Origin of the sequence: Bacillus crepusculi, from assembly GCF_014764715.1 — a bacterium.
GTDB lineage: Bacteria > Bacillota > Bacilli > Bacillales > Bacillaceae > Bacillus.
The window spans coordinates 126,072-145,425 of the sequence record NZ_JACXXE010000004.1 but is presented as its reverse complement, the minus strand read 5'-3'; the positions used below and the strand labels follow the sequence as shown (position 1 = coordinate 145,425).

The following is a 19,354-nucleotide window of genomic DNA, read 5'->3' as shown; positions in this document are numbered from 1 at the left end:
AACCATGTTAGTCAGTAAACGAAAAGGAAATGCAGCAAATCATATCGTCAGAATCAACGGAAAACGAATCGATCTCAAAGCAGTAGAACGCGCTATAATGCTTCACTTTCCACTAGAGGAATGTGTTTTGATCCCGAAGAAAAATCAAAAGGGAGGCCTCTCGCTTGTGCTATTTGCACAGGCGAAGGACCCTTCACTGACAAGAGAGGATTTGATGAACGGCCCGCTTCATCCTGATGAAGTGCCAGCCGCTCTCGTTTTATTACCTTCCTTGCCAAAGGCAGAAAGTGGAGCCGTCGATACAGAGGCACTGCTTTCAATGGATGTACTAGATCAAGAGGAATTAAGAAAGATAGAAGAACGCATCAAAGACATAGATGGAATAGAGGATGCGGCTGCTATCATTGAGAGTCAGACAGAAAGACAGACGCCCTATCATTTAGATGACTTATTCCCTGACCGGCAGCGTACTCAAGGAAACGAATCGATTTCAAAGGATGAAGCCAGCCAAACAAACCAGTCATCCGCCCATGAAAAACCGCCAGCACTTGTTTACGGCGGTGATGTGATCGAAAAACAAGGGACACCTGTCACACTGACAGAGGTGCTCATTCGAGCAGCCTTTATGTCACCTGAACGGGGAGTGACTTATATCAAAGAAGGCGGTCACGCGGTGACCCAAACCTATCCTGAACTTCTAACAGGCGCTGAACGGGTCCTGTCTGGATTAAGAGCAGCAGGACTGACAAACGGCGATCAAGTGTTACTTCAATTGAAAGATCACCACGATTTTATCACGGTGTTCTGGGGCTGTATTCTTGGTGGAATCATTCCAACGCCAGTCTCTGTGCCGCCTGTGTATGATGAAATGAATCAAGGTGTAAACAAGCTGAAGGGCGTGTTTCAGCTGCAAAATGAACCTTTCATTATTACAAATGAAGCGAGTGCGGAGGACATTGCCGGGCTGCGCGAGACGTTTGAAGCAAAATCAATGCCTATTTTAACAATCGAAACATTACTTTCCTGTGAACCCGATGAACAGCATTATGAGCCAGAGCCGGATGAGCCTGTGCTTCAGCTTCTGTCTTCTGGAAGTACGGGTGTACCAAAATGTATCCGTCACAACCATCAAAGCATCTTATCTAGAATCATCTCCTTTGAGCAGGCAAACGGCTTCACGCACGAGGATGTATCACTGAACTGGATGCCGCTTGATCACGTAGGGGGCATTGTCATGTTTCATGTACATGACGTCTATCTCGGCTGCCAGCAAATTAGTCCATCCATCGATCAATTTATCGAACGGCCGATGGTGTGGCTTGACTGGGTAGAAACATATGGCGTCACAAGGACGTGGGCACCAAACTTTGCTTTTGCCATGATGAATGAATATGAGGACGACATTCTAAAGGGAAGCTGGGATCTCTCGACCTTGACCTATATCATGAATGCAGCCGAAGCGGTTGTTCCAAAAGTAACGCAGCGCTTCATGCACATGATGGGTCAGCACGGGTTAAGCCGTCATGCGATGGTGCCGGCATATGGCATGTCAGAGACATCCTCAGCCATTGTTCAGTCAAAGGAATTTATGAGGCGCAGTGACCAGGATGGACAGCTAACAATCGACCAGACCTCGTTAACGAGTGAGATTCAATATGTCACACATGATCATCCGAACAAGATGACATTCACAGAAGTAGGTGTACCGATTCCTTCTGTATGGATTCGGATTGTCGACGAGCATCACCAGGTGCTGCCAGAAGATCAGGTGGGACGCTTGCAGGTGAAGAGCCCAACGATCATGATGGGCTACTATCAAAATGAGGAAGCCAATCAAGAAGTATTTGCGGAAAACGGCTGGTTTCACACAGGGGATTTAGGGTTTATTCACGAAGGGCGTCTTGTCCTCACAGGCAGGGAAAAGGACATCATCGTCATCAACGGAGCGAACTATTTGAATTACGAAATTGAAGCCGTTGTGGAAGAGGTGGAGGGGGTTGAAGTTACCTTTGCTGCTGCATACGGCATTTACAATCCCGAATCAAGTAATGACACACTCGCCGTCTTTTTTGTCACGCAAAAGGATTCGATAGAGGACCAAATCACGATGATTCAGCAGATTAGAGAGAGCATCATTCGCAAAATGGGAATCGAGCCAGATCACATCATTCCGGTGAAAAAAGACCAATTTCCGAAAACAGAAAGCGGAAAAATCCAACGTGCCCAGTTAGGCGCAGCGCTTAAAGATGGAGCATTCCGCGACATTGAACGGGCACTTGATCTTGCTTCAGAAAATAATCAAACCCTCCCAGATTGGTTCTTTAAACGTATTTGGGTAAAAGAGAATATCGGTCCATCTCAGCCGGTTTCCACTGATCATGTACTCGTATTTGAGGATGAAAAAGGGCTTTATCAATCGCTTTATGCACAATTTGAACAAATGAACCTGCCTTATGTTTCTGTGAAAAAGGGTCATGAATTTTTACGCCTGTCAAAAGGGATGTATCAGATGAACCCGAGAATCAAGGGGGATTACGTCAGGCTTGTGGCGGCGCTTGAAGCCGATGAATTAAAAATTGACCATATGCTCCACTTATGGAATGTGTCAGACAAGGGGATGATTTCCAGCCCTGAGCAGTTCAAAGAACTGAATGCGAGCACCAGTCAATCCATTTTGCACTTGTATCAAGCATTGAGACAGGAAAACAAAGAGCCGATCCGTCTCGTTGTTGTGACAAAAGGTGGTCAGTTTGTGAAGCCTGAAGACAATCTTCATGTGGAGAAAACGGCGCTGGTCGGTCTGTTAAAAACCATCCCGCAAGAATGGGAAGGAGCAGAGGTGTCTCATCTTGATATTGAAGCGGAGAATATCGATCAGGATGCCAAACGTATTGCTGAGGAACTGTCTGCGATTCATATAAAAGCAGAGGTGGCTTACCGAAACGGGCAGCGCCTCGTACCAAAGCTGGAAAAAGTCAATATGATGGCAGCGCCTCAAACAGAAGGATTTTTAGAATATGAAGGTCTTTATTTGCTGACTGGAGGACTTGGAGGTATTGGCTTCGAGCTGTCTAAGCAGATGCTCCAATTTGGCTTAAAGCTCGTGTTCATTGGGCGGACATCCCTTGAAGAAGACGGGGAAAAGGCAGAGGTGTTCTTACAGCTGAAAGCTCTTGGAGACGTCATGTATGTACAAGCTGATGTGACCTGTTTATCCGATGTCAGGCAGGCGATTTATGAAGCGGAAAAGCATTTTGGACAATCGATCCGGGGTGCGCTGCATTTAGCCGGAGCCGGTAACGTGTCTGAGCATTTTCAGCATGTAGACAAGTATACACTGGCTCATACATCAGAAGAAGATTTCATAAAAGAACTTTCAGGAAAAGCAGACGGTGCCTGGGTGCTACAGGAAGCCTTCAAGCATGACCCGGCAGTCCCACTCGTCTTTTTTGGATCTGTAAATGGCTTTTTTGGCGGCACAACATTCGGGGCATACTCTGCGGCGAACAGCTTTTTAGATGGACTCGCGCACGCCCTCACCTTTCAAGAAGGAAGAAGAGCGATCTCTTTGAACTTCAGCATGTGGGATAATCTTGGTTTGTCTAAGGGACATACTGGGGCAGCGCTCACCGTACGTAAGGGGTTTCAGTTGATTGGAAAGAAACAAGGCCTCCATTCATTATGTCTAGGTGTTCGGCTGAATGAAGCGCACCTATTTATCGGTCTAGACGGGTCGAATCAAGAGATCGCTCGTCATCTTCAGCCAGCTCCAATGCCGCGTTTTGAGAAAAAGCTTTATTATTCGGTTCAGCCGGGCAAAGAAGTGCATATTGAAGATATCGCAGGCGTAACAAAAGGTGACTGGGATATTAGACAAGTAATTGAAATACCGAAAAAACAAGATGGCTCTATTGATCATGAAGCCCTCAGGCTGAATCATCACAAAAACGGGCAAAGCCTCGAAAAGCAATGGCCAGAAACGAAGACAGAGCAGGTACTTGCGGCGATATGGGAGGACATTTTAGAAGTAGATCGTGTGTACAAAGAGGACCAGTTCTTTGACCTTGGCGGGCATTCATTAAAGGCGACTCAAACGATTTCCCGCATCAATCATGAGTTTTCCATCAAGGCGCCTTTAAAAATATTATTTGAAAGCAAACATCTGGCACATTTGGCGCAAATGGTCGATGACATCAAAGGAGCTCCAGCCGTTCAGGAAGCCAAGATTCCAAAGCTAGGAAAGCAAACAAGCTATGAGCTGTCACATGCCCAGCAGCGTATTTGGTTCTTATCCACATTAGAAAAGAGCCATCATTACAATATATTAGGTGCTTGGAAGCTGACAGGACAACTGCACATTCAAGGCTTAACGAAAGCGATTGGTCACTTAACGAAACGCCATGAGGCCCTGCGCGCTACGTTCAAATCACTTGGCGGCAAGCCGGTTCAACTCATTCGTGAGGACCTCCCGCCATCTGTGACAGTTGCGAATTTCTCATTATTTAATGAAAAAACAAGAGCGAGAAGGTTGGAGCAGCTAATTCAGCAAGAAGCGAACCGCATCTACGATTTAGAAAGAGGCCCGCTTGCGCAGTGGACAATTGTCGATATGGGTAAAGAGGAATATTATCTCCTGTGCGCGCAGCACCACATCATTTCAGATGCATGGTCGCTCAGCCTGCTCATTCAGGAGTTAGAAGTGGTATATGACGCCTTGCTTGCAGAGAAAACACCTCAGCTCCCAGCGCTTGAGATTGAATGGACAGATTATGTTCACTGGGAAAATGAACAATTAAAGCACCATCAAGCAGATCAAGCCTATTGGCTCGATACCTTACAAGGAGAGCTTCCAGTATTAGAGCTGCCGTTTGACCGCCCTCGTCCGCCGGTTCAAACATTTAACGGCGCTACAGAGCAAATTGTGCTGGATGAACCGCTGATTCGCCGTTTGCAGGTTTTGTCCAAGCAGCAGGGCACAACGCTCTTCATGACGATGCTGTCAGCGTATTACGTCCTTCTTCACAAGCTGTCAGGGCAAACAGATGTGATCATTGGTTCGCCTATTGCAGGGCGCGATGCCAAGCAATCAGAGAAGCTTGTTGGGATGTTTGTGAATACACTTGCGCTCAGACAGGACATGTCAAAAGCAGATACGTTTGCTGATTTATTGGAAAATGTGAAAGAGATGACGTTAAAAGCCTTTGAGCATCAGCATTATCCATTTGATAAGCTTGTCGATGACCTTTCGATTGATAGAGATTTAAGTCGATCACCGATTTTCCAAGTCGCTATGGGATATGTAACAGATTCGCTCGATGTCAACCTCAAAGGGCTGACTTCTGAACAGGTGATGGTTCATCATACAGTGTCTAAATTTGATCTTACCCTGCATGTATTTGAACAGGAGGAGCAGCTGTCGATTCATGCAGAATACAATACGGATTTATTTGATCAACAGACAATCCATCGTTATATGAATTATTATCTTCATCTGTTAGATGGTATGACGGCACAGCCTGAACGCACATTTTCTGATTATTGTTTAATGGACAAAGCGGAACAGGATGCCATGATTATAGGGAACAACCAAACCGGTACACCTTATCCAAAACGAACCCTTCAAGAGCTGTTTGAAGAGCAGGTGCAGCGTGATCCGCATCGCATTGCCTTGTCCTATATGGAAGAGCACATGACGTATCAAACCTTGGATGAGAAGGCAACGCAGCTTGCTGCCTACTTACAGTCAAAAGGAATTGGACCAGGTTCCCTTGTACCGATGCTCTTTGACCGTTCCTTTGACATGATTGTCTCGGTACTAGGTATTGTCAAATCGGGTGCTGCGTATGTTCCGATGTCACCTGAATATCCTGATGCACGAATTCGTCTGATTGTCCGTGATACACAAAGTGATGTGATCTTGACCCAGTCTCATTTTGCAGAGCGCCTAGTAGACTTTACAGGTATAAAGATTGAAATGGACAAGCCATTACCAGAGATACATGCAGTGTATCAAAGAGAGAAATCCATTATAGGAGAAGACCAGCTAGCCTATGTCAACTACACATCAGGCTCAACTGGCACACCTAAAGGCGTGATGCTCCCCCATGCAGGAGTTGTCCGCTTAGTGAGAGAAACAAACTATATTGAACTAGGTCCAGATGATAAGATGCTTCAGCTGTCTAACTATGCATTTGATGCCTTTACATTTGAACTATGGGGAATGCTGCTAAATGGCGGTCAGCTGATTTTGATCCCAAAATATGCTGCTCTAAATATGGACGAATTAACTCGGTTAATCAAAACGCATCAAGTCACAGCTAACTGTCTGCCAACTGCATTATTCAACCGGTTGATTGAGCATGATCCAAAAAGTGTAGCTGGATACCGTACATTACTAGTTGGCGGAGAAGCCATGTCTAGTGAGCATGCACGAAAGGCATTGCCGCATATGAAGGGTGTACTGATCAATGCTTACGGTCCAACAGAAAACACAACGTTAGCGACCACTTACCAAGTCACACACGTACCGGAGGATGCAAGATCAGTGCCAATCGGTGTGCCAGTCGCCAACTCAACGGTTGTCATACTAGATGATTATCTCAATCCAGTACCTACAGGCGTCAAAGGAGAAATCTATATCGGCGGAACAGGACTGGCTAAGGGATATCTCCATGATCCAGAGCGGACGCAGGAACGATTTATTGACAATCCATTCCCGGCTTTAAAAGGAGACAAGCTGTATCGATCAGGTGATCTAGGAACATGGCGATCAGATGGCACCATTGAATATCTCGGCCGAAAAGACAACCTGGTGAAGATTAGAGGCTACCGAATTGAATGTGGAGAAATAGAGACAGCCCTGCTCAAGCACCCGCAAGTAAAAGAGTGTACAGTCATCGCCAAAACGTATGGCAGCTCAAAACGGCTGGCAGCCTACCTTGTCACAGATGGGGGGGAGCCTGTTCCCGGATGGAAAGCATTTTTACAGGAAAGCCTGCCAGGCTATATGATTCCAAGTTACTTTATCGTACTGGATGCGATTCCAGTCACAACGAACGGGAAAGTCGATCAAAAAGCACTACCAGAACCGACGGAAATGGTCTCTTCCTCTCAAGAAGACAACAAACCGGCAACTGAAACACAGCAGCTTATTGTCTCAGCTTTCACGGAAGTGCTTGGTGTAAAACAAGTAGGCGTGCATGACTCCTTCTTTGATTTAGGTGGAGATTCCATTATAAGCATCCAGGCTGTTGCTAAATTAAAGGAAAAAGGCATACGTGTTGATCCGAAATGGATTTTCATGCATCCAGCGCCAGCGCAGCTAGCCGCTCACTTGGACACATTGCCGGAAGCTGACGAGCACGTAGAAAGAGAACCGAAGGACTATGTGATCGAGCTGAAAAAAGGTGATCCAGCTGAACCGAGTATTTTCTTTGCACCGCCTGCCGGTGGAACAGTGATGGGCTATATTGATGTTGCCAAGCTCATGACACATCAAGGCGCTGTTTACGCCTTGCAGTCTCCTGGTTTATATGAGGATGAAGAGCCGCAATTCCTTCATTACACAGAGCTTGTCACCATCTTCAACGAAGCCATTGAGACCTTCTATCGTCCAGGCATTGACTATCTAGCAGGGCATTCAATGGGCGGGCATCTTGCCTACGGAATGAATCAGCGGCTCTGTCATGCAGGAAAAGCGCCGAAAGGACTGATCATTTTAGATACGGTTCCAGTGCTTAGAGATGAGGCAGATCAAGCCCTCCATGCCGATATGAACGAAGAAGAAGTAAAAATGCTTGCGCTCGTCCTTGGAATGGGGAATCTTGTCGGAATAAAGCCAGAAGCTTTACAAGGGCTAAGCTTCCAAGAAGTGAAGCAAAAAATACTCAAAGAAGCAGAAAAGGATGAAGTGGTTCATCAATTTATGAATGATCACTATTTAGATAAATACTTGCAAATGCAAACACATAATACGATCATGTCACAAGCCATTGAATTAGAAAAAGAACCATTCCCTGTGCCATTTTATATTGTACAAAGCAGTGACCACGCCACAGATTTCCAGAAGAAGTTTGCGGACTGGGAAGCTTATACAAAAGAGACATGCACGTATTATCACATCAAAGGCGACCATGTCACCATGATGAAAAGACCGCAGGCTGATGAACTTGCACAGATTCTTCAAACGATTATAAAGGGGTAAGGACGTATGAATCAGTTATTTAAAACCTTTGAAAAAAACTCAGATCTCATTCAGCTTATTTGTTTTCCTTTTGCAGGCGGATATTCCGCCTCTTATCGTCCACTCTTTGAACAGCTAAAAGGCATTGCCGAAGTGACAGCAGCAGAGCCCCCAGGCCATGGAACCAATCTCATGCCGCTTGAATCAAGCATTGACCGATTGGCTGAGCTGTACAAAGAAGGACTCACGGGCAAATTGAACCGTCCATTTATCTTATTTGGACATTCAATGGGAGGACTTGTGGTGTACAGACTGACCCAGCTGTTAGAAAAGGAAGGGATCAACCCTGCAGCAGTGGTGATCTCTGCCATTCAGCCACCGCAAACAAAACGGCAGATGTTGACCCATTTATCCAATGAAGCATTTGTTCAGCATATTGCCGAAATGGGCGGAATTCCAAAAGAATTATTAGAGAACAAACCAATGATGGATTACTTTACACCATCCTTGCGTGCAGACTACCGGGCGCTCGAAACCTTCCAGCACACAGACAAAACCATCATCGAATCACCCGTTTATTTATTGAATGGAATGCAAGATGAGAAATGCATGCAAGATGCAAGCGGCTGGCTAAAATGGGCAAAAACCATCGAACGCACCAATTTCGAAGGAGGACACATGTACATCAACACACATCTCGAGCACTTCGCTCAGCACATGAGACATGTCATTGAGCATACAACAACAAAGCATCGATTAATCAGACAATAAAAGAAAGCGGCCCTCGTTAAACGGGGCCGTTTTTTGTGGCAATCGCTTATCATTTTACATGCAGAAAAGCTGTTATTTAAGATAACCTTTCAAAAAATCTTTTTTCAAGCTGATTCTCATCAAATATTTCTTCGGAAGGTTTTTTTTCTGAATGAACGATATGCCCTCCATCAATAAAAAGAATCTCATCACATAAATTAGCTGCAAATTGAAGGATGTGCGTAGAAAGAATGATGGTTTTATTTTGAGCTTTAAATTCTCTTAGGTGTCTTTTCATTTGTGCCATATTTGTTGGGTCTAGACCAGTAAATGGTTCATCTAATAAGATAATGGCTGGATTGTGTAGGGTGGTTAGTATAAAAGAAATCCGTTGTCTCATCCCGCGTGATAGAGAACAAGAGCGAATATGAGCTTGTTTTTCAAGCCCATATTCCTCTAATAAATGTTGAATTTGTTTTGTATTTAAAGGCTGTTCAACTAGCATGGATTGATATTTAATCAATTCAAAACAAGTTAAGTTTTCAAAAAGTGTTGGATCATCTTCCATGTAACCGACAGTTGAAAAATCATGTGATGTCTCTTTTTGTATGATCAAGTCACCCTCATCTGGTGTGATTAACCCTGCTATCATTTCTAGAATTGTTGTTTTTCCAGCGCCATTCTTTCCTAATAATCCAATAATTGTGCCTTTTTGAAAATGTAATTCAGGGATGGATATTTTGAAGTTGGACTCTGGATATTCCTTGATTAGATTATGAATTGAAAGCATACAATCCCTCACTCGAATAATGTTTTAAACGATTGATAGTTTTTGTGAATCGTTTTATTCCAAAATAAAAACATGATGACTATGATGATCACTGTACAGACAATCATGATCATATTTACCACAATAAAATAGGCTAGGTTATATGAGGACATAACTGATAATCCTAAAATGAAACTGTAGCAAAGGTTTAATGTTAATTTGCTAAGAGTGCTAGGAACTTGATACACATACTCCCATTTAAAATAAGGAAATAGAACAGTAGAGCCAACTGTGCATACACCTATTAAAATGCTACTAACTAACAAAGTGAATGTCACATAAAAGAGGTGATCTACATTTATTGTGAAAGTAGAAAAGGTGGTATATACAATACAAAAAAACATATGTAATAAAACGGATAATATCAACTTAGATTTTATTTTGTTCTTTATAAAGTGGGGTAACCTATGTTTTAAATGGAGAATGGAGCCGTCAACATCAAAAGACACATAAGATTGAATGGCGTTAGAAATAAAAATCATAGGGAATATAACACTAAAAATAAACAAAAAATCATTTTCTATATTCATTGTTTTAATTTGGTTTGTATGAGCACCATAAAGAATGAGACTAAACAAACCACCAGATATTGAAAATATAAATAATAAAACCGACCATTGTATAGGAGGGCTTCTCAAAAGAAGAATGATTTCAAAAAACAAAATATGATTGAAGGTTCTTGATGTTATGTTTTGATTATTTCTATTCTTTTTCTCTGAGTTGAAGATAGGGGTAAGTTTAATCTTCTTTTTCCAATTGAATAATAAAATAAGGCTACTACACAAGAAAAAAGCAACAAAAGTGAGTGCGAATGGATCAGAAAAAGAATTAGCAAATAAATGAAATTTAAAAACAACAAACATCCAACAAGCAATGACCCCAGTTGTAATGTAGTGAATGATGGGTATGAGTGAAAAAATGCTAGGTCTAGTAAGAAGAAATAATAAGTTCAACCTGAGTAAATATCCAAAAAATAGAGAGCTAATGCCTAATGTCCCAAGAATAAAAGAATGATACAAATCATGTGTGCTTAAGATCATGAACAAAGAACCTAAAAAAAAGCATATAAAACCAATCATGACACCGAAAAACTTGCTTATATCTTTTCCTAAGATATATTGATCTATATACATCTTTAGGAGGGCCATCTGTTTTTTATCAGAAGAAAATAAGATGCGCATAAGACTTTTATCAAGATGAATAGTTGTTAAGAAAATGACAAATGAGATGTAGATGATTGATACGTTTTTGATAAAAAACGCCAGCAGTCCACCTATGAATAATGGCGCTAGTATGTAGTTTATAGTAAATAATATATATAAATAAGGTCTATTTCGTTGATAGCCTCTCAACTCATTGAGGATCAATATCTTTGTATATACTGAAAATATATGCACCCATAACACGCCCATTTTAGTTTGTATAATAAGGAAAGGTTCACTCTCCTTATTATACAAAAAAATACAATGAAATAAATGGTGTTATTGTTTGTTTCAACCTTTTAATGATGAATTCTGCTTCTTCACCACATTCCCGCCAATCACTCCGCCAATGACCAGCACACCCCCGAGGAGATGATACCAATCAATTGTTTCGTGTAAAATGAGAACTCCGGTAGCGACTGTAATAAACGCAGATAAATTGTTGAAGATGCTGACCTTTGCCGCTTGAAGCTGAAAGAGAGCATAGTTTGATAAATACGCCGTTAGAAGCGATGAAAGAATGCCTAAAAAGAGCATCGATCCTACAAAGGATGCTTGTGTAAATGGACTGAAAAACGCCGGCAATGTATCGTATACCGAATGCCGAATAAGTGCGGCGGCGTTGAAAAAGACAAATCCAAAGAATGTCATCACGAAGGTGAGTCCGATCACATGGAACCGCTGTGTAATGACCCGGGCAAACACACTGTATGCACTGGATGATAAGGCTGAAAGTAAAATCAGCACATAGCCGATGAGATGTGAATGCTTTACATCAATGCCCTTCATCACAAAGAGAAGCATCACCCCACACGCAGAAAGAATGGTAAACAGCACTTGAATCCATGTCGCACGTTCCTTTAAAAACCACGCCGCCAGCACCATTGTCAAAATAGGAATCGTCGCTTGAATGATGCCAGCCTCTGACGAAGAGGTATACATCAGGCCCCATACTTGGAAAGCAAAAAACAAGACGGGATAAAGCAAAGAAAACGGTACAAGGTACATGAGATCGCGCCACTGAAAGGATAAACGATTCTTCTTTCGTAAAAATGGATATAGCAAAAGTGCGGCTGCAAAAGAAACCGTAAAGCGATGTGCCAATAAATCAATCGGATGTGCTGATTCTAATGCTATTTTGACAAATAAGAATGAAAAACCAATGATAGAGGCGTATGCCATCGCGGCAAAATACGCTTTTTGTTTTGAAATGTCCACAACGTGACTCCTTACACGAGCATGCATGCTTCAGTTGAATTGACCGGTTCTGTCCTTCTATCGTAATCGGATGATCTAAGGTGTACAATAAGAAAACATGATATCTGTACCGGTACAAGGAGGAAGTGGTATGAGGAAATATGATCGACTCGTCCTGAGCTTAAAGGGGAAAATCGAGTGCGGTGAGTATAGTGCGGGTATGAAGATTCCTTCCATTCGCCACTTAGCAGCTCAATATGCAGTGAGTAAAAGCACGGTGATCAAAGCGCTGGACACATTGGAGCGTGAACATCTGCTTTATTCTGTGGAAAGAAGCGGCTATTTTGTCGTGAAAACGAAGCAACCGGCAGGCAAGCAGAACGGTACATGGATTGACTTTGCTTCATCTGCACCTGATCCCGTTGTGTTTCCATATGTCGATTTTCAGCATTGCATCAATCAAGCAATTGATTTGTATCAAAATGATCTATTTATCTACGGCACAGCCAACGGATTACCGTCGCTGCTGCCAATCATTTCAAAGCGATTTATGGATTATCAAGTATTTGCGCATCCGCAGCAGATCGTTATGACCTCTGGTATTCAGCTGGCGTTAGCCATTTTAAGTACCATTCCATTTCCGAATGGAAAACACACCATCCTAGTCGAACAGCCGGGCTACCACCTGTATCTCCAATATTTAGAGAAAAATCAATTGCCCGTACGCGGCATTCAGCGGACGGAAAAAGGCCTCGATCTTCAGGAGCTGGAGCGCATCTTTCAAGAAGGGGAGATTCGTTTTTTCTATACGATGCCAAGGTTCCAAAACCCACTTGGAACCAGTTTGTCAAAACAAGAGAAAATCGCCATTGCAGCTCTCGCCAAGAAATACGATGTCTTCATCGTTGAAGATGATTACTTGGCTGATTTAGAATTCGACACGAAAAGAGACCCGATCTATTCATACGATCAGGCGGGAAAGGTCATTTATTTAAAAAGCTTCTCCAAAATCATCTTTCCAGGGCTTCGAACAGGGGCTGTCGTTTTACCAGAAGAACTGATTGGGCCTTTTAGCGAACACAAACGCCTTATTGATATTGACAGCTCCATGCTGTCCCAGGCAGCCTTAGAAATATATTTAAAAAGCGGGATGTTTGAGCGGCATCGGCAAAGGATGCAGGCAACGTATCGAAACCGCTCCAAAAAGCTGGTGACATGTTTAACAAACGACCAAGGCGCCTATCAACTGGGGGAAGGAGAGCCAGCTACCCATACACATCTTCGTATCGATCGTTCTATTCCACTGAATCAGCTTATTCACAAGCTGAAAAAGGCATCTGTTTCCGTTCAGCCAATCGACCGCCATTACATCTCGACCTATCAGAAGGACCCCGTTCTTCAGCTCAACATCTGGCATGTGAAAGAAGAGCAAATCACACGCGGAGTCGATTTGCTAAAAACGGCACTTCAGCAAATCACTCGTTATTGAAGGCGGGACAGCACCTCGCTGCAAGACAGTGTCTCAACACTCTCAGCCGCAATGGGCTTTCGTGTGCATACCGCCATTTGGTAGGCAGGATCAAGTGAGTATGTTTGCACAAAGCAAGGCGCTTCGTGATCAGGTAATGTCAAAGTAGCCTGTCCATCCTCTGACAGACGGGCTGTAAAGGACGAAAGACCATAGGATATTCCCTTTCCAGTCAGCTTGATAAAGGCCTCCTTCATTGACCATAGATGAAAGAAATAGGCTTCCTGTCGTTCTGGCGGCTGTGAGAGTAAATCCTGATATTCATCAGCCGAAAAAAATCGCTTGGCAATCGCAAGATCAATGGGTTTGATCTCCTCTATATCGATGCCAACGGGTGCATCATCTACTGCGCAAACGACCCAATCACCAGAGTGAGAAAGATTAAAGTGAAAAGAAGGAATGTGCCGGACGACAGGCTTACCATTTCCCTCCGTTTCAAAGACAATCTGATCAATAGGCAGATTGTACATATCATGGATCAATTGACGAACCAGCACCTCACCTAACAGGGTTCTTCTAGCATCAATTAGAAAACGAAAGCGTTCAGCCGCACCACGTTTTTCAGGTGACACAAAGGGCTTGAGCTGATCTATTTGTTTCTGTGCATTGATTTCATCTAAATGTTGTAATTGGATAGCGAAAATCTTCATAACGAACCTCAGGTTTTTTACATTTATTGTACCATTGGAGCGCGCTATGCAAAAGGGATACAGGCAGGCCTCCTTTTGGATCAATAAAATAAAGAAGCTTGATCAGCCTTTTCTGTTAGAAGGGCATCTGAATAAGGTTTTATCTTTTATGAGTGAATATTCTGTTTATTTGCATTAACACAAGAAAAGCCATTCTTTTCGTAGAATGGCTTGTTCTTATCGGATAAGGGGTTGAACGGGTTTCTCTGCCGTTTTTGTAATGAGAAGCTGCAAAAGCCGTGTCGATTGCGGCAAGGAGAAACGGAGTACAAGTCCTGTAAAAATGGCGGTCAAAATCGTACCAATTCCAATCGGTCCGCCGAGCATCCATGCAAATAAAAGCACCGTTAACTCAATGCCATTTCGGACCCATTGTACGTTCAGCCCTGTTTTCGCTGAGATGAGTAGCATTAATGAATCTCTTGGCCCAGCGCCAAGATTGGCTGAGACATAAATGCCAACGCCATAACCAGACACAACAACACCCGTAATAAACACATATAAAGCAGGTAAATACCCATGTGGTGCAGGTAATACCGCATTAAAGAAATCAATAAACACGCCAATCAGCACCATATTCAGTAAAGCGCCGATCTTTGGAAATGATTTCGTAAAAACAGATGTCAATGTGACAATTAGTGCACCAATAATGATGGACCACTGACCAATTGTGAGTCCAAAGTGCTGAAACAGTCCGTAATGAAAAGCGTCCCAAGGACCAATGCCAAGGATCTTTCCTTTCACTGTCAGCGATAGTCCAAAAGCAAGTACGATCAATCCAACAAAATAAAAAAACCAACGTAAAAGATGTTCCCGCTTCAAAAGCATTCCCTTCTTTCTTAAACACTCGAATTCCATCGTAACATACTCACACGCCCCTTTAAATGGCTTTGCTCAATTGTAATCGCTTACTTTTAAAAAGATAAAAAAAGGCTGTTCTCATCAAGTGAGAACAGCCTTTTTTCATCATACTGGATTCAAAATCCGGTTTAAGAATTGTTTTGTTCGCTCTTCCTTCGGTCGTTTGAAGATTTCTTCCGGAGGACCTTGCTCGACAATGACGCCGCCATCAATAAAAATCACTTCGTCTGCCACTTCTTGAGCAAACTTGATTTCATGTGTGACAACCGCCATGGTCCAGCCTTCCTTCGCCAGATCCTTCATGACCTTTAAGACTTCCCCGACAAGCTCAGGATCAAGCGCAGAGGTTGGTTCATCAAAAAGCATGAGCTCTGGCTGAATGGCAAGTGCACGGGCAATGCCGACTCGCTGCTTTTGACCGCCTGACAGCTGGAAGGGATACAAATCTTTTTTATCCTCAAGACCTACCTTTTGCAGGAGCTGAATGGCTTCTTTTCGTACCGTTTCCTTTGGTCGGCGCTGCACCTGAACAGGACCTTCCATCACATTTTCAAGCACTGTACGGTGAGGAAACAGGTGATAATCTTGAAACACCATTCCTGATTTCCGGCGAAGCTTCAGCAGATCAGCTGATTTATTTTTTTTCGAAAAATCAATCGAGAAATCATCGAAGGTAAAGGAGCCGCCATTTGGTATTTCAAGTGCATTTAAACAGCGAAGCATCGTTGTTTTTCCTGAACCTGATGGACCAAGAATCGCCACAACCTGCCCTTTGTTGATCGTAAAATCAATCGACTTTAAAATCTCATTTTCACCAAAGGATTTGTTTAAGCCTTTGACTGTTAGCATGTCGTTCCCTCCTACCTTGCGACATATCGATCAAGTCGTTTTTCAATTTGGTGCTGAACGAGCGATAGAATGAAGCAGAATACCCAATAGATCAGGGCTGCTTCCATATAAATAAATAATATTTGATCCAAGTTCGCCGCAGCAATTTCCTGTGATTTACGGAACATCTCTGCCACGAGGATTTGGGAGGCAAGCGATGTATCCTTCACCAAACTAATGAAAGAATTAGATAGCGGCGGAATCGATACACGCACTGCCTGCGGTAAAATCACGCGGACGAGCGTTTTGCGATGGGTCATCCCAATTGAATACCCCGCTTCCCATTGTCCTTTTGGAACAGATAGGACGGATGCACGGATAATTTCCGAAGCATACGCACCTACGTTTAAAGAAAAAGCGATGATAGCACTTGGATATGGATCAAGTGTAATATTAAATGTCGGAAAGAAATAGAAAATAATAAACAATTGCACAAAAAGCGGCGTTCCGCGAACAGCCGACACATAAATGGAAAAAATCCATCTGAGCGCTTTGATTTTAGACATTCTTGCAAGAGCTGTCACAAGTGCGATAAAAAGACCAATGATAAAGGCAATGATGGCGAGGGGAATTGTATAATAAATCCCCTGCATCACCATTGGCCAGAAAGATTGCTGAAGAAGATCCCAAGGAATGACGACTCCTAGGATATTACTTTGTAACATCTTCACCAAACCATTTCTTAGAAATCTTCGCGAGTGTACCGTCTTTCTTCATTTCTTTTAGTGCGCCATTCACTTTGTCAACGACTTCGCCGCTGCCTTTTCTGAAGGCAAAATATGTTTCTTGAGGATCTCCTGTTTCAAATGCAACTTTTAGGTTTTTGTTACCGCTTGTTTTCAAGTAATTCAATACAGCCAATTTGTCATTGAACGTCAGATCAGCACGTCCTTGCTGAATCAATTGAATCGATTGTGCAAGACCTTCAACGCCTTCAATTTTAGCACCAGCATCTGTTGCTAGTTTATTGTAGTTACTTGTTAACGATTGTGCTGCTTTTTTACCTTTGACATCAGAAAGCTTTTTGATGTCGTTGTTATCTGATTTTGTCACAACAACGGCTTGAGACGTTGTGTATTTATCAGAGAAATCGTATTGATTTTCACGTCCAGTTTTACCAACTTGGTTCGCTACCACGTCAAAACGTTTTGAATTCAATCCAGCAAACATGCTGTCCCATTGTGTTTCTTTGAATTCAGGTTTTAAGTCAAGACGTTTGGCTACTTCTGTGATGACCTCTACATCATAGCCAGTTAATTTATCTGTCTTTTTGTCATGGAATGTGAAAGGAGCATAAGTACCCTCAGTTCCGATGGTTAATACACCTTTATCCTGAATGGATTTCCAAAGGTCGCCTGATTCCTTAGACCCAGATTGTTTATTCGCGTTGTCATTTGCACCAGATCCACATGCAGTGATCAATGCAACACAAACGCCTAACATAATGGCAAAGAACATTTTTTTCATTTTATTCCCCACTTTTCTTGTTGGTATTTACAACATATGATCTTACAGAGAAGCAACCTAAAAGTAAAGCATTTGAAACTAGCTTGAGCGAATCTCCCCAACTTTATGCCCGCAACCCATTTCTTTCAAACCTCAATCATCTTAAAAGTCTTTCATCTCTTATTTGTGCGAACATTACTAAAATAAAGACTTTGTAACAGTGACCATAGAAGGAAGCATATTTATTATAAAAGATGTATAATTAGTAGGTTGTTTTGAAAATGGAATGAATCACATGGAGACATGTTTTGATAACAGAGCATCTTAGAAGAAGGAGGGCATCATTGTGGATGTTGGACAAAATCAGCCCGAACAATTGAAAAGGGCGATGACCTCCCGCCATTTATTTATGATTTCACTTGGCGGTGTCATTGGGACAGGCTTTTTCCTTGGAACGGGCTATACGATTGGACAAGCTGGGCCAGTCGGAGCCGTTCTTTCTTATATTGTGGGCGGATTGATTATGTATTTAACCATGCTGTGTCTTGGGGAGCTGTCTGTCGCACTGCCTGTGTCGGGGTCGTTTCATACGTATGCGACCAAATTTGTCAGCCCTGCCGCTGGTTTTTCTGTTGGCTGGATTTATTGGCTCGGCTGGGCGGCAACGGTCGCCCTTGAATTCTTATCAGCAGGGCAGCTGATGAGGCGCTGGCTCCCGCAAGTGGATGTGTGGATTTGGTGTCTCATATTCGGACTCTGTCTTTTCTTATTAAATGCCCGGTCGGCGAAAGCGTTCGGGGAGTCGGAGTTTTTCTTTTCAACCATTAAGATTATTGCGATTTTACTCTTCATTGGTGTAGGCGGAGCGGCGATGTTTGGTTTTATTCAAACAACGAGCGGTGAACCCGCTCCTTACTTCAGCCATTTTGTAAGTGATGGGCTGTTTCCAAATGGATTGCTCGCCGTTGTGGTCACGATGATCACGGTGAATTTTTCTTTCCAAGGAACAGAGCTAATCGGGATTGCGGCAGGAGAAAGTGAAAACCCTGAGAAAACCGTTCCCCGTTCGATCCATCAGACCGTATGGCGTACACTCGTCTTTTTCGTCTTATCTATTTTCGTATTAGCGGGTATGGTGCCTTGGAAGGAAGCAAGTGTGCTGCAAAGTCCATTTGTCACTGTGTTTGAGAGAACGGGAATTCCTTTTGCGGCAGATATGATGAACTTTGTCATTATCATTGCTTTATTATCTGTTGCCAACTCTGGCTTGTATGCATCGACAAGAATGCTGTACTCCTTATCGAAGGAGGGAATGGCAGGAAAAGCTTTTAGACGTGTGAATCAGCGCGGTATTCCGATGAATGCCTTACTGCTCACCTTCCTGTTTACAGGTATTTCGCTATTATCCGGGTTCTTTGCAGAGAAAACGGTTTTTGCCTGGATCGTGTCCATTGCCGGCATGAGTGCTCAGACTGGCTGGATCACCATTACATTATCGCAGCTGCTTTTCCGTAGAAGATATGTAAAAGCAGGCGGAAAGCTAGAAAACCTAAAATTTAAAACCCCTCTTTATCCGGTACTGCCGATCATTGCAATCACGCTGAACTCGATCGTTTTGATCAGCCTTGCCTTTGATGCGGAGCAGCGAATTGGGCTATATGTCGGCGTACCGCTCATGATCATTGGGTATGTCGTCTATCATCGCTATGTGAAAAAACATCAGGTGAAAAGTGAACCGCTCAAGCTGCAAATCCGCGGAGATGATGAGATTCGGTTTTAAAC

11 protein-coding genes are annotated in these 19,354 nt (G+C 43.0%); 4 read left to right on the top strand and 7 right to left on the bottom strand.

The genetic code is table 11. From position 1 onward, the window contains the following. Window positions 1-4 precede the first annotated feature (4 nt). Both IEE86_RS09790 and IEE86_RS09785 read left to right on the top strand, forming a co-directional pair. On the top strand, window positions 5-8,203 hold the full coding sequence (locus IEE86_RS09790; protein WP_191097050.1) for a non-ribosomal peptide synthetase: 8,199 nt from the start codon (window positions 5-7) through the stop codon (window positions 8,201-8,203). A gap of 6 nt (window positions 8,204-8,209) precedes the next feature. Continuing rightward, window positions 8,210-8,953: a thioesterase II family protein gene (locus IEE86_RS09785; RefSeq protein ID WP_191097049.1), complete on the top strand. Its 744-nt coding sequence runs from the start codon at window positions 8,210-8,212 to the stop codon at window positions 8,951-8,953. 76 nt (window positions 8,954-9,029) lie between these two features. Here the strand turns inward: IEE86_RS09785 and IEE86_RS09780 are convergent, their stop codons facing one another. Further along, window positions 9,030-9,722, bottom strand: a complete 693-nt coding sequence (locus IEE86_RS09780) for an ABC transporter ATP-binding protein (protein WP_191097048.1) — start codon at window positions 9,720-9,722, stop codon at window positions 9,030-9,032. Window positions 9,723-11,254: 1,532 nt separating this feature from the next. Continuing rightward, window positions 11,255-12,181 carry a DMT family transporter gene (locus tag IEE86_RS09775; RefSeq protein ID WP_191097047.1) on the bottom strand — a complete coding sequence of 309 codons (927 nt, stop codon included), beginning with the start codon at window positions 12,179-12,181 and terminating at the stop codon, window positions 11,255-11,257. A gap of 130 nt (window positions 12,182-12,311) precedes the next feature. On the opposite strand from IEE86_RS09775, the gene IEE86_RS09770 reads away from it, so the two are divergent. Further along, window positions 12,312-13,649, top strand: coding sequence for an aminotransferase-like domain-containing protein (locus IEE86_RS09770; RefSeq protein WP_191097046.1), 1,338 nt, complete (start codon window positions 12,312-12,314; stop codon window positions 13,647-13,649). Here IEE86_RS09770 and IEE86_RS09765 read toward each other — a convergent pair. The 5 genes from IEE86_RS09765 to tcyA form a co-directional block, all read right to left on the bottom strand. Further along, on the bottom strand, window positions 13,643-14,338 hold the full coding sequence (locus tag IEE86_RS09765; protein ID WP_191097045.1) for a 4'-phosphopantetheinyl transferase family protein: 696 nt from the start codon (window positions 14,336-14,338) through the stop codon (window positions 13,643-13,645). The two genes, IEE86_RS09770 and IEE86_RS09765, sit on opposite strands and share 7 nt — an antisense overlap. A 216-nt stretch (window positions 14,339-14,554) precedes the next feature. Beyond that, window positions 14,555-15,199 carry a YczE/YyaS/YitT family protein gene (locus tag IEE86_RS09760; protein WP_191097044.1) on the bottom strand — a complete coding sequence of 215 codons (645 nt, stop codon included), beginning with the start codon at window positions 15,197-15,199 and terminating at the stop codon, window positions 14,555-14,557. 144 nt (window positions 15,200-15,343) lie between these two features. Further along, the gene (locus IEE86_RS09755; RefSeq protein ID WP_191097043.1) at window positions 15,344-16,087 is read right to left on the bottom strand and encodes an amino acid ABC transporter ATP-binding protein; all 744 of its coding nucleotides are present in this window, start codon (window positions 16,085-16,087) and stop codon (window positions 15,344-15,346) included. An 11-nt stretch (window positions 16,088-16,098) separates the two neighbouring features. Continuing rightward, entirely contained in the window at window positions 16,099-16,791 is a 693-nt protein-coding gene (locus tag IEE86_RS09750; protein ID WP_191097153.1) for an amino acid ABC transporter permease, read from the bottom strand. Further along, entirely contained in the window at window positions 16,778-17,593 is an 816-nt protein-coding gene (gene tcyA, locus IEE86_RS09745; RefSeq protein ID WP_191097042.1) for a cystine ABC transporter substrate-binding lipoprotein TcyA, read from the bottom strand. The genes IEE86_RS09750 and tcyA overlap by 14 nt, the downstream gene beginning before the upstream one ends. Before the next feature lie 325 nt (window positions 17,594-17,918). Between tcyA and IEE86_RS09740 the strand changes: the two genes are divergently transcribed. Continuing rightward, window positions 17,919-19,352: an amino acid permease gene (locus tag IEE86_RS09740; protein WP_191097041.1), complete on the top strand. Its 1,434-nt coding sequence runs from the start codon at window positions 17,919-17,921 to the stop codon at window positions 19,350-19,352. Window positions 19,353-19,354: the final 2 nt, after the last annotated feature.

Coding starts and splice junctions, on each gene's coding strand:
- IEE86_RS09790 (WP_191097050.1), top strand. CDS start 5: ATGTTAGTCAGTAAACGAAAAGGAAATGCAGCAAATCATATCGTCAGA.
- IEE86_RS09785 (WP_191097049.1), top strand. CDS start 8,210: ATGAATCAGTTATTTAAAACCTTTGAAAAAAACTCAGATCTCATTCAG.
- IEE86_RS09780 (WP_191097048.1), bottom strand. CDS start 9,722: ATGCTTTCAATTCATAATCTAATCAAGGAATATCCAGAGTCCAACTTC.
- IEE86_RS09770 (WP_191097046.1), top strand. CDS start 12,312: ATGAGGAAATATGATCGACTCGTCCTGAGCTTAAAGGGGAAAATCGAG.
- IEE86_RS09765 (WP_191097045.1), bottom strand. CDS start 14,338: ATGAAGATTTTCGCTATCCAATTACAACATTTAGATGAAATCAATGCA.
- IEE86_RS09755 (WP_191097043.1), bottom strand. CDS start 16,087: ATGCTAACAGTCAAAGGCTTAAACAAATCCTTTGGTGAAAATGAGATT.
- IEE86_RS09750 (WP_191097153.1), bottom strand. CDS start 16,791: ATGTTACAAAGTAATATCCTAGGAGTCGTCATTCCTTGGGATCTTCTT.
- tcyA (WP_191097042.1), bottom strand. CDS start 17,593: ATGAAAAAAATGTTCTTTGCCATTATGTTAGGCGTTTGTGTTGCATTG.